13 protein-coding genes and 1 pseudogene are annotated in these 14,781 nt (G+C 37.7%); 4 read left to right on the plus strand and 10 right to left on the minus strand.

The genetic code is table 11. The features are described from left to right. Positions 1-26: 26 nt before the first annotated feature. Both ACQEXS_RS10440 and ACQEXS_RS10445 read left to right on the plus strand, forming a co-directional pair. The gene (locus ACQEXS_RS10440) at positions 27-491 is read left to right on the plus strand and encodes a molybdopterin-dependent oxidoreductase (RefSeq protein WP_367990311.1); all 465 of its coding nucleotides are present in this window, start codon (positions 27-29) and stop codon (positions 489-491) included. A 6-nt stretch (positions 492-497) separates the two neighbouring features. Further along, positions 498-1,589: a GGDEF domain-containing protein gene (locus ACQEXS_RS10445; protein WP_427013775.1), complete on the plus strand. Its 1,092-nt coding sequence runs from the start codon at positions 498-500 to the stop codon at positions 1,587-1,589. Between the two features lie 10 nt (positions 1,590-1,599). On the opposite strand, the gene ACQEXS_RS10450 is transcribed toward ACQEXS_RS10445, so the two are convergent. Next, positions 1,600-2,040 carry a low molecular weight protein-tyrosine-phosphatase gene (locus ACQEXS_RS10450; RefSeq protein ID WP_427013776.1) on the minus strand — a complete coding sequence of 147 codons (441 nt, stop codon included), beginning with the start codon at positions 2,038-2,040 and terminating at the stop codon, positions 1,600-1,602. Continuing rightward, the gene (locus tag ACQEXS_RS10455; RefSeq protein WP_427013777.1) at positions 2,033-3,427 is read right to left on the minus strand and encodes an O-antigen ligase family protein; all 1,395 of its coding nucleotides are present in this window, start codon (positions 3,425-3,427) and stop codon (positions 2,033-2,035) included. The genes ACQEXS_RS10450 and ACQEXS_RS10455 overlap by 8 nt, the downstream gene beginning before the upstream one ends. A gap of 303 nt (positions 3,428-3,730) precedes the next feature. On the opposite strand from ACQEXS_RS10455, the gene ACQEXS_RS10460 reads away from it, so the two are divergent. Then, a complete protein-coding gene (locus tag ACQEXS_RS10460; protein WP_427013778.1) occupies positions 3,731-4,702 on the plus strand; it encodes a porin in 972 nt (323 codons plus the stop codon). Between the two features lie 36 nt (positions 4,703-4,738). On the opposite strand, the gene ACQEXS_RS10465 is transcribed toward ACQEXS_RS10460, so the two are convergent. From ACQEXS_RS10465 to ACQEXS_RS10480, 4 genes are all read right to left on the minus strand, one after another. Further along, a complete protein-coding gene (locus tag ACQEXS_RS10465) occupies positions 4,739-5,176 on the minus strand; it encodes a hypothetical protein (RefSeq protein ID WP_427013779.1) in 438 nt (145 codons plus the stop codon). A gap of 98 nt (positions 5,177-5,274) precedes the next feature. Further along, complete coding sequence (locus tag ACQEXS_RS10470) at positions 5,275-5,961, minus strand: hypothetical protein (RefSeq protein WP_427013780.1); 687 nt, start codon at positions 5,959-5,961, stop codon at positions 5,275-5,277. Between the two features lie 171 nt (positions 5,962-6,132). Beyond that, complete coding sequence (locus ACQEXS_RS10475) at positions 6,133-7,035, minus strand: hypothetical protein (RefSeq protein WP_427013781.1); 903 nt, start codon at positions 7,033-7,035, stop codon at positions 6,133-6,135. 833 nt (positions 7,036-7,868) lie between these two features. Then, positions 7,869-8,777, minus strand: a complete 909-nt coding sequence (locus ACQEXS_RS10480; RefSeq protein WP_427013782.1) for a hypothetical protein — start codon at positions 8,775-8,777, stop codon at positions 7,869-7,871. A gap of 391 nt (positions 8,778-9,168) precedes the next feature. Here ACQEXS_RS10480 and ACQEXS_RS10485 point away from each other — a divergent pair, with 391 nt between their 5' ends. Next, positions 9,169-9,825, plus strand: a complete 657-nt coding sequence (locus ACQEXS_RS10485; RefSeq protein WP_427013783.1) for a LuxR C-terminal-related transcriptional regulator — start codon at positions 9,169-9,171, stop codon at positions 9,823-9,825. Between the two features lie 247 nt (positions 9,826-10,072). Here ACQEXS_RS10485 and ACQEXS_RS10490 read toward each other — a convergent pair whose 3' ends face one another. The 4 genes and pseudogenes from ACQEXS_RS10490 to ACQEXS_RS10505 all read right to left on the minus strand — a co-directional run bounded on the left by ACQEXS_RS10490 (position 10,073) and on the right by ACQEXS_RS10505 (position 14,769). Then, positions 10,073-11,401 carry an HlyD family type I secretion periplasmic adaptor subunit gene (locus ACQEXS_RS10490; RefSeq protein WP_367990321.1) on the minus strand — a complete coding sequence of 443 codons (1,329 nt, stop codon included), beginning with the start codon at positions 11,399-11,401 and terminating at the stop codon, positions 10,073-10,075. A 5-nt stretch (positions 11,402-11,406) separates the two neighbouring features. Then, the gene (locus tag ACQEXS_RS10495) at positions 11,407-13,086 is read right to left on the minus strand and encodes a type I secretion system permease/ATPase (protein ID WP_427013784.1); all 1,680 of its coding nucleotides are present in this window, start codon (positions 13,084-13,086) and stop codon (positions 11,407-11,409) included. A 209-nt stretch (positions 13,087-13,295) separates the two neighbouring features. Continuing rightward, positions 13,296-13,460: pseudogene (locus tag ACQEXS_RS10500) on the minus strand (DapH/DapD/GlmU-related protein); the annotation flags it as partial. A 343-nt stretch (positions 13,461-13,803) separates the two neighbouring features. Further along, positions 13,804-14,769: a glycosyltransferase family 4 protein gene (locus tag ACQEXS_RS10505; protein ID WP_427013785.1), complete on the minus strand. Its 966-nt coding sequence runs from the start codon at positions 14,767-14,769 to the stop codon at positions 13,804-13,806. Positions 14,770-14,781 lie beyond the last annotated feature (12 nt).

Consider the following 14,781-nt stretch of genomic DNA (forward strand, 5'->3'; position numbering starts at 1 on the left):
AACATAGCGTGAGTTAAGGAATACAAATGAAATGGACTCTTCTCATTAGTTTTTTGCTAGTCAGCACCTACACCCACGCCGCCGATCTCGTGATTAAGTTGCCAAATGAAAAAGTTGAAACGCTCAGTAGACAGACACTAATGAGTCAATTTCCGATCTCATCATTTACAACGCAACTACCATGGTTTGAAGAGACAAAAGCGTTCTCTGGAGTCAAAGTCTCCGAACTTTTGAAGTATTACAAACTTGACAGTGCGCTTGCCGTCTCATTTATTGCGTTGAACGATTATGCTGCAAGCAGCACAGTAAAAGACATCCTCACTTATGATCCAATCATCGCGTATCAAATGGATGGTAAGTATATGAAAATAAGAAATAAGGGACCATTTTGGTTGGTATTTGATTTAGATTCAAACCCAGAGATAAACAATCCAACCTATTATTCTCAAATGGTTTGGCAAATAGACGAAATTGTTATTCACAACCCATAATATAATATGGTTAAGCATTACAAAGAACAGCAACTACCAATACTCTTGTCTCAAGCGAAAACACTGCTCATTGTGTTTTCGGCGATACTTATCGTAGCTAACTTATACTTTCTATCTGCAACCAGAGAGCTTGCGCGCTCGTACTCGGAGCAGCATAACCAGGCATCTTGGTTTTTATTTCAGCTCACTAAGGAGTTTTCTGAGCTCGTTAGTATCACCCCCTTTGCAGCGGATCATACTGAATATGATGAACGTATGAAGTTAAAATATGAGCTTACTTGGAGTCGCTTTGATGTCCTCATGCACAGCAAAGAGTCGGACGATATTATGGCTCTTGAAGGGGCATACAGCTTTTTCAGCGAGATGTTTACTCGCTTCAAGGAGCTTGAAAACCAATTAGAGGTCAAAAGCTCAGAAGAAGCGAAACAGCTCAGTCAAGCATTTAACAATATTTACCTGACCACAATACAATACGTAAACGCGAACTTTCGCTTAAAAAGCCCGTTGTATCAAGCTCAAATGCAGCAAGCCCAGATGCTGACACACGTTCAATTTCTTCTGATGTTTCTTCTATTTACCTGCGCAGGATTGGTAAGTTACATACTCCATAAAGAAGCACAGCACCATAAAAGCCTTGCCATAACAGACCCTTTGACAGGAATTCTCAATCGGTTAGCCTTGCTCAAAGCCCTTGAGTCTAATATTCAACGCCAGCGTCCCTTCACCTTGTTTATCCTAGATCTTAATGGCTTCAAATCCATTAACGACTCATACGGCCATCAAGCTGGCGATCATTTACTTAGAGTATTTTCACACCGACTTTCAACTCAAAGTGATTCGTTAAATTATCAAGTTTATCGTATTGGAGGGGATGAGTTTTCAATTATTCTTAATGATATCGAGTGCGGAGCTATTGAAAATATTGAACAAATGGTACGGCAATGCGTGAAAGAAAAAATCGAGCTCTCAAGTAGCTCTGAGTATTTATCAACAAGTGTGGGAATGGCCAGATACCCTGATGATTCAACAACAATGAATCAGTTGATCTCTCAGGCCGACCACAGTATGTACAAAATGAAGTTTGCGGATCGGCCTTAGCTCACTCGATCTATTTTAGGCGCTTTCTCCAGCTCTCACAGGCTTGTTCTATCGCCTGGTAAGCCACTTTGTATTCTCGCTCTCCTTTACCATACGGATCACTAATGGTACCTGTAGACCATTGCCCTAGCAGAAATGTTTTGCTTCGTGCAGTCGAAGCAATATCTGCTACCGAATAAATATGAGATTCTTCCATCACTAAAATCAGCTCCGCCCATTGGCAAAGTTCAGGTGTTAACTGTTTCGCCAGATGTGTGGAAAGATCAATATTTGCATCTAGCGCTAACTGAATCATTGGCTCACTGGCTCTGGCGCTGATTAAATTACTTTTTTGCGTAATTAAACCTGCAGAATCCACTTCTTTATCGGGCATGATTTTCGATAGCATTTCTTTAGCGATCGGAGAGCGACAAATATTGCCAGCACACACGACGAGGATTTTATCAAACATAATCTTTCTCTGAACGTCTTGAGATTTTCATTGAAGCACTGCAGCCAGCCAAAACTAAGATTGTAAGAAATGTCACTGCATTCGCTGGTGCTTGGAGCATGAAGTCGACTGATATGTGAATCAGCATCGCTAGTATAGCCATAAAACATCCTAACGCGGTGCCTTTTAGTGTCCGACTGTTACGGGTTCTCATACTTTTAACGCATAACCACAATGCCCATAAGCAAGGAAAGCCCAATAGCAACGTTGCGGGGATACCCGCTTCAACAGCAAATTGCAGGTAGTCATTATGTGCGTGGTCATAGAAGCCAATATTATATTTTGAATAAGCTGGAAAAACTGAATAGAAACTCCCCATCCCCGTTCCAGTCAATGGAAAATCAGAAATAATCGGGAGACTCCATTCTACAACTTCATCACGAGTCTCTTGAGTAAATGAAGTTTCAGCAATACGCTGCTGAACTTTACTCACACCAAATAAGGATCCGACTACAATCGCATCGATCATCAGAACACTGATAATAAGAGCAACTAACGCTCTTGGTTTCTGCTTATAAAACAGTAACGCAACAATTCCACCTATGCATGACGCAACAAAAAACGCAGTATTCCCCATTCGAGATCGAGACATAACTAACGCTATCACCATCACAACCATAGCCAAGCGGACCAGCATTTTTCCCGATAAAATGGCGCCAACCCACCGCTTAAAGCGTACAAACCAAGAACCTGAAGAGGTCGAATGTAAATTGGCGACGATAAGTGCCAATCCCATACAAAGACACATCACTAAATAATTAGCAAAGTGATTTTTATATACAAACGAACCCGTTGCAGCTTTATTAACCTTTAGCTGAAAAATTAGACTATGTTCTGCTCCGGAAAGTATTTCAAATGCACCATAAGCTCCTTGAAAGAGTCCACTCAATAACAATGCGAATAGTACTTTTTTTATTCTATTTGGAGTATTTACAAATAAAATTGTAGATATAACGAATAATAGAAAATAGACACCTTTGAGCAAAGCAACCTTTGTCGCATAAGGATCAAGGGTAATCGGAGAAAAACTTAAACCAAATTGAGAGTAAAATTTATATGCGTTTGGTGATAAAAAGTCTAAAATATACATGGGTAAAGGTATAAGTTGAAATATTCCCCAACATAAATATAGCATTAGTGGAACTAACAACCACCCAAACCGAATTAGTCGATTAAAAGGTAATTCTCTCTTCGTCACTAAACTAGAGATTACAAAAGCGATTACAACTCCACTGATGATTGTTCCAAATATCGACCACGCCCATACCCTATTTGAACCAAGCGGGACTGGTAGCCATACTAGTAGTAACAGCAAAGTATGGAAACATACTTTATCTACTTTATCCATTTTACTTCCAAGTGACATAATGGGAGTTTATTAACAAATACACTACCCAAACAATAAGTTAACACACAAATACTAATTTAATTTTACTACAAAAGTTGCATTTTTACGTCCATAATATCCACACATGAGTGAGTGTCAAAAACATCCCCACCTAAAGTCAATACATCTCATACATAAGACAATATTATTGTTCCACCTGTAATATAGTTAAGCCAATACATTAATTGACCTTAGTTTTTCTGTTACGCATTAAGACATGCACTACAAAAATATTTACTTTAAAACTAATCTCTCAGCGGGAATATGATGAAAAAGACCTGTTTATCTATCGCGATAGCTTTAACATGCTTCACTCAAGCTCAAGCGTATGAACTTATCAACACCGATCAAGCCTATCTAACTGTCTATGGTAACATCAAAGCTCAAGCACAGCTCATGGATGAAAGAGATAACAACTATACATTTGGAGACTCTAGCATTGGTGTCGATGGACAATATTTCATTACAGATACTCTAGCGATTGCAGCAGGCACAGAAGCACAAGTTAACCTAGATGCTGATGAAGACAGAAATGAAGACGACCTTTACTTATCGCAATACTATGTTGGTTTGTATAGTGAATCACTAGGCAAATTAACTTATGGTAAACACTCAACTTCTTCAGATAATTTTGGTGGAGTAGATTACTCCGAAGGCTTCGGTGGAGAAGCTAATTTAAACAGCGTTGGTGTCAAAGACGAAACAATTAAATACCAATATAGCACCGAACTTTTTGCTCTAAGTAGCACCTATGGCTTTGAATCTGGAGATCGTAAAAGAGAACTAGCTGAATTATTTGGTAGTTATCGCAGTGCTGATATTACTTTAGTTGCAGGTATAGGTAAAACTAAAACCAATGCTGATAACAATAAACAAGAATCGATATACGGCCATACTTCAGCATTTCTTGAAATGGGTGATTATAACCTTGGTGCAACGTATTACTATAATTCTACTGAAGATAAACTAGTATCATCCCGCTCAGTCGATAAAAATGCACTCGCATTTGCTGGCCAGCTTGCATTTGTTGAGGGAGTTACATTGTACTCAGGTTATGAAGTCGTTTTTCAGGATTCTGATACGGAGTCAGAAAATGGCGTATTACATAATGCATATACAGGTTTAACTTATCGGATCTTTGATCAAGCTAAACTATTCTCAGAAGTTGGTTATGTAGATCCCATTTCAAAACCATCAGAAGTAAACCTTTCTTTAGGTGCAACTTTATCATTTTAATAAAAATTAAGCCGTTCATTAGAACGGCTTAATTTGTTAATTCCCAGAAACTGGAGCTTTAGGGCTCGCAGGTGTCGGTCTTGGTACGACTTCCTCAAGACCTGCCGCTGTTTCTTCTGAAACTAAAGTCGGGTCAATGCCTGCTTCAATCGCCGCAATCGTAATCTCAGAATTAGAAATACCTAGATTTCTTGCTGATAAGGCAAATTGACTAGCTAAGCTTGGAAAAGTTTGCATCGCAGAAGCAAGTATTTGATCAGCCTCGCCTACTCTTGACTTTAGCAACAACTCAAACAATTCAATTGCATTGTCTTCGTTTTCAGTTAGTAATTCTTTTGTCAGAGTTTCAATATTCTCAACCGAGCTTGTAATTACAGATGAAATACCTGCGATATTTAACTCTTTACTAATAGCTTGTGATGAGAAAACTGAAAAGCCAATAAGCGTACCATATGCTAGCTTTTTTAGTTTCATTTCGTGTCCTTGTTTATAAAAAAACTTATACTTTAAGTGATGTCTGGACGACATCTATATTTATTATTGGCGTCAAATATCCCATATCCCATAGCAACTCACTGGCAAGCACCAAACTTCTGCGCATTAAACCTCATTATTGAGCAAAATCGAGACTTCAACACCGGTTGAGTGAGAATACTCCAAAAATCTCCTTCATTGAGATTAAAATCATCCATTTCCAATAAATAGGACACCACCTTCTTTTGTTGTTCTTTATTCAAAGTAGGCCAATGAGCCAAATAATACTCAACACTTGTTAAACTAGTGACTCGTTCATATGGCCCTAGCTTTTGAGCGACATCCAGCCAATTCTCAATAATCACTCTATCTTTCCCTAAACGCCAAGCATCCTTTGCCAATGCCGAATATATAGCAGAGTCAAATGGTCTTAATGTTCTTGATTTTTCGTTCAGTTGATATGCTTTCTCACTGTATGTTGAACCTAACTTGTCTTTGCCTAGTTGTACCTTTGCAACGTAACTGAGCCAAGCATAAAAGTTAGCGATAGAATACATATATTGAGGATTTTCTGATTGAGCTAAGATACGTTCAATTTGCTCTTTTAATAAATCATCTTCTAAAGAGAGTGATCGAGAAGCAATTGAATGCTTTGTGCGCTGAATATCTTGCTGCAAAGCATGCATTTTAAGGTCTGAGTGACCTTGCCGTAGTGAGAAGAAAAGCGCAACAAACGCTATCAGCAATAAAACAAAATAAACTATACGAGAATTGTTTAGAACCATAACACCAGCAACTATTCCGACAAACTAAACAATTATGCCAGACTTAACATACATCTTAAGTAATAGATTTTTGGTATATCCTTATTCTCAAGAAAAAGACAATTTCATTCAGTTACAAAAAAACCGGCAGTCTTCGACTGCCGGTTTAATATTTAGCTAAATAAACTAAGCTTACATGAAGTCAACGTCATCTGTAAGAATAGTGAATTCTTCGCCTGAATCTGTAGTGAAAGTTACAGCAACGAATTCATTTGCGTCAAAGCTTTCATCAAGTAGGTGATCCGCTTGATCTGCTGAAAGCTCAGATACTGTGTAAGAGTCAACACCTTCACCCATTTCTACATCTAGGTCTGCGATAATCAAACCAGACTCTGAAGAATCATTATTTGCAAGCGTAGCAGCATCAATTTCTAGTACAGAGTCAATACCTTGGCCTTTACCTTGAACAACTTCGAAGCCTTCAAAGGTTAGGTTAGCATCGCCATTTGTGTAAAGAACGTCTAAGCCTTCGCCGCCATCAACATGACGCAGTTGACCTTCTTTATCAGAAAGCTCAAGGCTTGAGAAATCAAATTTGTCGTTGCCGTTACCTAGATTGACATCGAACTCAGTGAACTTTGAGTTTTCAATGTTCATCATAGATACCGCATCAGTACCGTCACCCGTGTTTACTTCGAACAAGTTGCTCCAGTGATCGTTGTTGCTCTTAACACCAATCATGATGCTGTCATCAGAATCTACACCTGCAGTATTGATAAACGCACGTTTAACGTTTAGTACGTCAAGTTGTGAGTGGCCTAGGTCTGCTTGGTTGTCGATGTACACATCAACAAAGTTATTAATTTGGATTACTTCATCAGAAGAACCTTCTACTTTAACTTCTTTTGGAGCGTTCCATACTGAAGTATCAGCTTCAATTTCTGAGAATGAGAAACCTAGCTCGTCTTCGTCAGTAACGTTGATGTTTACACCATCTTGTTGGTAATCATCTTGAACTAAGATGCCGTTTTCTTCGTTTAAGTCAGCAGCAGAACCTGTACCATCAGTATTACTTGTACCAAAAATAACGCTCATTATTTATTCCTTTGTTAAGGTTTAATATTATGCCCAATTAAAACCATACATTCTTCTAATTGGAGGCTGATATAGGAAATCTAAATAGATGTCCAAGCGATGGAACTATCTTATTCAGTTTCTCCACCTGGTGTCGACAACAAGAGATTGATTTAATATTTTTTTGGTACCATTAGAATATTAGTCTCTATGTTTAAATAAGACTGACAAATGAATCATCTATCAATTAAATTAACACACACAAATAATACAAAATGATTCACAGCGTAAATAACAACCACGTAATATAGCTCAACTTTAACAAATAATGATTTACAACTGACATTGTTTAACTCATGTAAAATCAAATATCTAAAACTTTTTACTTAACCAGTTATGAAGTGATATTCGATATAAGGTCAAAGATCAGAACAACTGATATGTGATTTGAGTAAGTTATTTGCTTATTTATTAAACAGAAATAGATACCATATACTAAGGGGCATTAGACTAAATATGAATGCATGGCAAAATCATACCTTCAAATAATAATTTTAGTATGTCTTGAACTTCACTTTTTTTAAAAAATTAGGTTGTGGGCCTAAGAACATTAATCATGCCAATACCGCTAAATAACCCATACCTATATCAAATGATAAAGACTGAAACTAAACAAAGATACATAGTTGCTTCTAATAAGGGCTACACCTTTGTCGCTATAAATTGAGATACGTTACTGAAAAGTAGTAGTTGAGAAAAAGGGCATTCAAAATGCGGGATTATTGTTTATGTTTAGCCGAAACTAAAAAGAGCTGACGATTATGCCAGCTCCTTTAAACTAATATGAATATATATTATGCAAGGTAATCCGCATCATCAGTCAGAACAACATACTTCTGACCGTCAACTGCAACCTCTACAGCGGCAAAGTTTTCCGCATCAAAGCCAAGTTGTTCTACATAATACTCTTGGAAAGCATTAAGATCATGATGGATTGAACCATCGATTGATGCTTCGTCAAAGCTTAAGTCTAGGTTAGAAACAACAAGGCCAAGAGGGTTAGCATTATTTTCAAGCGCGGTTGCGTCAAGTGTTAGCTGACTACCAGCTCCGAAGTTATCACCTTGAATTACCTCAAAACCACTGAATACCAACTGCGCGTCACCATTAGTCACTAAAACGTCCAGACCTTTACCACCGTCAATGATACGTTCTTTAGAATCATCCAAAGCAGTTTGCAGTTGAGAAACATCTGCAGTGTCATTTCCATCACCAAGAGAAATATTGAACTCAGTATAGTTAGAATTCAGCACGTCAACCATTTCAATAACATCATTACCTTCACCGGTTTCAACAACAAACTTATTCGACCAAGTGTTGCTGTTACTTTCTACAGCGATAAAGATGCTGTCATTTGAATCAGTACCTGTTGTATCAATTTGACCACGTTTAGTGTTCAATAGATGAATATGAGAAAAACCAGAATCAGCAGCATTCTGGATATCAACATCAACAAAATCTTCAACTGTGATCACTTCAAAAGAGCCATCAATTTTAGCTTCTTTGTAGCCGTCTTTGTTCCACTCGTCTGAAACTACAGTTACTGTATCAAAATCGTAAGTATCTTTTGACGTACCAGTAACAACACCATCAACACCATCTTCATGGTACACTTTATCAACTTCGCCTGTTGCATTACCTGCGTTTAAGTTTGCTGATGAACCAGTACTGTCAGTGTTAGTAGTACCCAAAAATACACTCATAATGAATTCCTTTTGTATAGAGGCCTAAGAATTGCAAACTAACTTAGAGGCTCTCTGTCAATAAAAATAATTATAAAAAATAAAACAAATGAATCTTATGCATCAAATAGATGCAGAATTGATCTTATATAAAAACAACAAATATTCCATGCTCAAAAATGAGATTTGGTATTTTTTTGGTACCTTCGCAATAGACGAACCAAAGTCATAAATTACCCTTAACGCTAACTAAGCCTAAAGTACCTCGTTTTAGGTGCAAAGCATGTTTCAAACTTAATAACAGTAGTGTAAATCCTCAAAAACCAATGACATTAAGCATCTAAGTATTTAGTATTTGTTAAAGCGATAATTAGTTTTCTTTCTAGGAAAAACGTCTAAGTTAACTGAGTTTATGAGTGACAAAGGAATCAAAGGCATCCTATTCATATCTAGTTTGAACAACCAAACTAAAGCAATTAGTGATGTGCTTACATCTATTTTAAGTTTACCCGTAGAAACATTGGAGCCGACACAATTTATAAAAACACCAGTACACAATAAACGAAAGTTGTTAATCGTAGACTATTCAGCTCTTCAAAAAGATGAAAAATCAACACTAACTGAACATGTCGAGAAGCTAAACCTTGTAACGGTTATTGTAAACAGCCCTGAAAAACTGTCTTTCAGTGAGATTATTCAATGGAAAGGGATCAAGGGTGTTTTTGGAAAAAACTGCGATATTGCACAACTTAAAAATGGTCTAATGGCTATACTGAGTGGAGATAACTGGTTACCTCGTAATGTTGTAAATAAACTTCTCGATCATTACGAAGCAAATCTAAAACCAAAACAATTAAAAAAATCGAGTGTTGCATCACCTTCTTCATTGACAAAGCGTGAAAGACAGGTTTTGAAAGCTCTTTCAGAGTCAGAGTCCAATTCTCAACTTGCTGATTCTCTTTTCATTAGTGAGCATACTGTAAAAACACATTTAAATAATATATTTAAAAAGATAAATGTCTCCAATAAGCTCGAAGCCTTAGATTGGAGTAAACAGCATCTTGATTAAAGATAACATTAAAAAAATTTATCCTTCCATTATTACATTTTAAATTTAAAAGCCACCTTATTTATAAGGTGGCTTTTTTCTGCTACTGGTTCCTTTATGTATGTCGTTACTTAGAGCAAAAAGAAGAACACAAAACTAAATAAGTCATTATCTGATATAACTATCCTTTTAACTCTTTGGTTTTAGGGTAAAAAAACGCCCGATATAAATCGGGCGTTTCATTAGTAAACAAGATTCTCGGCAAAGCTTATGAAGCTTCTCTAAATGCTCTTAGTAACCCTATTTCTAGTGGCTCTAATAGATAATCCATAGGAGAACGTTGCTTGATTAAAACATATACTTCTGCTGGCATACCGGGATGCAATTTGATTTCCGGATAGTCAACAAATGCATCCTTTTCAATAGCAACTTTAATCTTAAAACCAGGGTTTTTAGATTCTCTTTCTTTTTCCAAAATACGGTCAGCAGCAACATTAACAACAATACCTTCGAATAATGGTGTGGTTCTCGCATTGTAAGCAGCCAATCTAACCATCGCTTTCTGTCCTAATGACACATCATCAATATCTTGAGGTTTAATTGTCGCTTCGATAATCAAACGGTCTTCATCAGGAACAATTTGCATTAGTGGCTCACCAGGGCGAACGACATCGCCTTTACTAAAGACGGATAGCCCGACGACCTGCCCAGAATATGGGCTAGTTATCGTTACACGATCAGCGATATCTTTAGCATGTGTCAGCTGCTCCATACCTTCATCTAGGCGTTGATTTATATCCTGCAACTCACTTTCAATTTCACTGTAGTACTCTTGTTTCACCGCATGCATTTGTTGTTTCACTTCTGCTTTTGAAATAGAAACACTCTGCAATTGACCTTCAATTTCGGCGAGGTCACCAGCTAATAACGCTAGACCTCTTTTAAGTTCAATCGCTTGTAATTGAGAACTGTAGCCTTCTTTCAATAGTTTTTCATGCATAGAAAGCTCTTGTTCTAACAAATTGTATGCTTTGCGTTGCTTCACGGTTTGCTTTTGGTAGGACTTTTCACTACTCACAAGACGCTCTAATCGAGTGTCCAGAACCGCTAATTGACTGCTCAAGCTTTCTTGCTTACTAGTAAACAAGAGAGTTTGAGTTTCCAGAACCGATGCAAGAGAACCATAGCGTTTCTTGGCTTCAATTAACCGTTCACTAAAAATTAGCTGTGCGTCCCCTTTACGCTGGCTTTCAAGTCGTTCTTTTCGTGCTAGGTTATTGAAATAACGTAACTCGAGCTGTGCCAATTGTGCTTTAGGAGCTACAGAAGCCAACTCAATTAATGGTTCACCCGCTTTAACCATATCACCTTCAGAAACCAGAACCTTCTCGACAATCCCCCCTTCTAAGTGAGCGACAGTCGCACGATTACCTTCAACCCCAACTACACCGCCGGCAATAGCAGCAGAAGATAACTCAGCTCTGATTAACCAAAAATACGTGAATAAGCAACCGAGAATCACACACACCATACCAATCTTGATATATTTCTTGTGGGTGAACTCCAACTCTGGATTTTCACTAACTTTTTTATTCATTTAAATTACCCACGAATATTCGCGACTTTGTTCGAAGTAAGACGTTGAAGTACGTCATCTCGTTTGCCTGCGTCTCTAACTTGTCCTTTCTCCATAACGACAACCCAATCAACTGCTTCAAGAAGCTTATTTCTGTGGCTCACTAATACGATAGAAGTACCAAGTTGTTTCAATTTTTTGAGGACAAACAATAACTGCTGTTCAGCATGTGGGTCTAAATTAGAGTCAGGTTCATCTAATAACAAGATTTTAGGTAATTTATATACCGCACGAGCAAGAGCAAGTTGTTGCTGTTGCCCTCCTGATAACCCAAACCCATTTTGTCCGTATACCGTTTGATAGGCATTTGGAAGTTGGCAAATCCAATCATGAATACCTGCTAATTTAGCTGCGGCAAAAACTCGCTCTTCGACATCGTCCGCATCGTCATAACAACAAATATTGTTAAAAATCGTGGTTTCAAAGAACTGAATATTCTGAGGTAAGTAACCAATAAGAGACGCTTGCTGCTCATTAGGCATTTCAAGTAATGACATACCATTTACTCGGATTTTGCCTTGCGATAGTCTCGTTGGATCTTTGATAGCGTTGAGCAAGGCAGATTTTCCTGAGCCACTAGCACCGATAATCGCCATTGTATGCCCGGATTTCAGTTCAAACTGAAGCCCTTTAAGAATATAACGGTCAAACTTATCTCTGATCGAAGCAGCTTCAACGGTTAACGGGTACTGCTCTAGTGGTACTTCAATCCGCTTATCTTCCTCTGCCTTTTCATAGAGTTCTTCAATACGTTTGAATGCTTCGCGGGTTTTACGCCAGTTTGGCCACTGGTTCATACCTTGATCGATTGGCGAAAGTGCTCGACCAAGCAAGATAGACGATGCGATCAAAACACCTGATTCAGCTTGATTTGTAATAACCAACCAAGCACCAACACCCAACACACCAATCTGCATTGTCATACGAATGTACTTAATCGTCGCTTGAATTGTAGCGGTAACGACATGAGTACGATCTTGTTGTGCGATAAGAGCTAAATTCTGCTCTTCCCATTCATAAGACAGTGGTTTAGAGACATTAAAATTACTAATTGTCTGCCCATAAGGAAGTAACTTATAAAGGCTGGTATTGTTGTTAAAAGACGCATCACTCATTTTTTTATGTGCTTTATCTGTGAGCATTAAGTTAGTAAATGCGAGAATTGCCAACGTTAAAATAGCACCTACCGCAAACCAGCCAAGCACAGGGTGAAAAGTAAATATCACTAATACGAATATGGGTGTCCAAGGTAAATCGAACAAGATTGCATTAAAATTTGCCGATACGTAACCACGAGCTTCGCGAATATCTTGAGATAAGCGTCTTGCTTCTCCAACACTAGATGAAGACTTTAGAAGTGACTGTTCAACGATAAAACGTGAACATAACTTCTCGAACATATTTCCTACAGAATGCAGTAGTCTATTCCGCACGTAGTCCAGTGTTGACTGGAAAATCAAGAGGATTAACGCAAGACCTGCTAGAAAAAGAAGTGTTTCGACACTTCTAGAAGACAATACTCGGCTAAATAGCTGTAAACTGTATACAGGAAGGACGAGCATCAATAAATTGATGACAACAGAAAAAAGTCCAATGTAAAAAAAGACGTTCTTCTTTTTGTCTTTGAAAGATTCCATCGTAAACATAATGTACGCTTAGTTCTCATTTGAATTATAGAGTCCGCTTTTTTCGAACATCCCTTCACGCATTCACAGGAAATAGGAGTAGCGTGGTGTTGTCATTCTACGCTCTAAAAACGTCGCCGTGAGACAAAAAAAAACGCATCTCATAAAAGAGACGCGTTATTTGAAGTTAATAAAATTATGCTAGCCATAAAGCTAACTTATTAGTGATTATCACTCAAACGTGATCGAATTACTTTTGCAGGTACACCACCAACAATCGAGTAAGGTTCAATATCTTTCGTAACCACAGCACCCGCACCGATGATAACGCCATCACCAACCTTCACTCCCGGCATAATTACGACATTTTTACCAATCCAAACATCGTTACCAATTTGAGGATTGTTATCGGTGATCCCGCCTTGATCAATCATAGGAATATCGAGTTTATCGAAATTATGGGTTGAGTTCATGATATAAGCATCAGCTGCGATCATGACTTTATCGCCAATGGTCGCTCCCTGAATAAAGACTCTCTCATTAATGTGACAGTGCTTGCCAATGCGAACATTTTTCCCATGAGAAATGTACACTTCATCTTCAAAAATCGTTTCTGGATGGTATTGCATTATTTTCAATACATTACACACATACCAAACTCGTATTTTATTTGGAAAGTCCAAATACTTTGTATTTGGTAACTTTCGAATAATCAGATAATAAATTGCTAGTGCTACTTTATTTAGCATTGCTACAAATCTCACTATATATTTCGACCAAGTTATCAACCACTTGTGCATTACCAAGCTGTAAGTCTCTAATTCGTTCACAACGGGAATTTGGAGAAGTCTGACTTTCTTCAATAGCATGATTTAATCTTTCAGCAACATCTTCTGGAGACTCAGTGTTGCTGTAAACATACGTTCCTGTGGTATTCCCTAACACGTGCGCCACGTCACCCACATCCGAGCTTACCACTGCAAGATTACAGGCCATAGATTCTTTAATTGCTTGTGGAGATCCTTCACTAATTGATGTCATCAATATTGCTGAAGATGATTTCATCAAATCTCTAACTTCATCTCGAGTAAAACCATCAACAATTACGGGTTCAAGGTGACCGAACTTCTTATTGTATGCCTCTATCACTGCTTTAAAAAAAGGATAGTTTTTAACAGGTCTGTCTTTGCGGCCAGGAAATAGTACTTGATTCTTGCGCTCTTTAATTTCATTATTGAAAAAGCTTTCATCTACACCACAAGGCAGTACCTTATAATCATCTCGGAATTCTTTAACAACGTTATTCATTTCTTCATTTAACGTAATCACTTTCCCGACTTTACGGAGAAGTTTTTTCGTTAAGGCGACTTGCATTGTCTTACCTTGTTTAATCAGAATATCGCCACCGTGCAAAGTTAGCACCACATTTTTCCAGCATTTAAACGGGTTTGCTAACATGAATAGTCCACTCAATCCATAGTGAACATGGATAATGTCGTACTCTTTAGTAGCCAGTAGTCTATTAATTTCAAATACAGATTTCAAATATTCAAGTTTAGATTTAAATCCATCGATCGCAAAAATATCACAAGAGATGCCTTCTCTCTTATTAAGTTCATCAAGCTGTTCTTTTACAAAAATACCTGCGTAAGTGAAGTTCTTATCTCTATCAGGGTACATATTTGAAATAATTAAAACTTTCAATTTATCTCCTTA

The sequence above is a fragment of the Vibrio sp. TRT 17S01 genome (assembly GCF_050113695.1).
GTDB lineage: Bacteria > Pseudomonadota > Gammaproteobacteria > Enterobacterales > Vibrionaceae > Vibrio.

Bases quoted from the DNA above. Each gene is read 5' to 3' on its own strand.
- ACQEXS_RS10495 (WP_427013784.1), bottom strand. From the start codon at position 13,086: ATGTTTACGATGGAATCTTTCAAAGACAAAAAGAAGAACGTCTTTTTT.
- ACQEXS_RS10480 (WP_427013782.1), bottom strand. From the start codon at position 8,777: ATGAGTGTATTTTTGGGTACTACTAACACTGACAGTACTGGTTCATCA.
- ACQEXS_RS10445 (WP_427013775.1), top strand. From the start codon at position 498: ATGGTTAAGCATTACAAAGAACAGCAACTACCAATACTCTTGTCTCAA.
- ACQEXS_RS10440 (WP_367990311.1), top strand. From the start codon at position 27: ATGAAATGGACTCTTCTCATTAGTTTTTTGCTAGTCAGCACCTACACC.
- ACQEXS_RS10475 (WP_427013781.1), bottom strand. From the start codon at position 7,035: ATGAGCGTTATTTTTGGTACAAGTAATACTGATGGTACAGGTTCTGCT.
- ACQEXS_RS10460 (WP_427013778.1), top strand. From the start codon at position 3,731: ATGATGAAAAAGACCTGTTTATCTATCGCGATAGCTTTAACATGCTTC.
- ACQEXS_RS10455 (WP_427013777.1), bottom strand. From the start codon at position 3,427: ATGGATAAAGTAGATAAAGTATGTTTCCATACTTTGCTGTTACTACTA.
- ACQEXS_RS10485 (WP_427013783.1), top strand. From the start codon at position 9,169: ATGAGTGACAAAGGAATCAAAGGCATCCTATTCATATCTAGTTTGAAC.
- ACQEXS_RS10470 (WP_427013780.1), bottom strand. From the start codon at position 5,961: ATGGTTCTAAACAATTCTCGTATAGTTTATTTTGTTTTATTGCTGATA.
- ACQEXS_RS10450 (WP_427013776.1), bottom strand. From the start codon at position 2,040: ATGTTTGATAAAATCCTCGTCGTGTGTGCTGGCAATATTTGTCGCTCT.
- ACQEXS_RS10465 (WP_427013779.1), bottom strand. From the start codon at position 5,176: ATGAAACTAAAAAAGCTAGCATATGGTACGCTTATTGGCTTTTCAGTT.
- ACQEXS_RS10490 (WP_367990321.1), bottom strand. From the start codon at position 11,401: ATGAATAAAAAAGTTAGTGAAAATCCAGAGTTGGAGTTCACCCACAAG.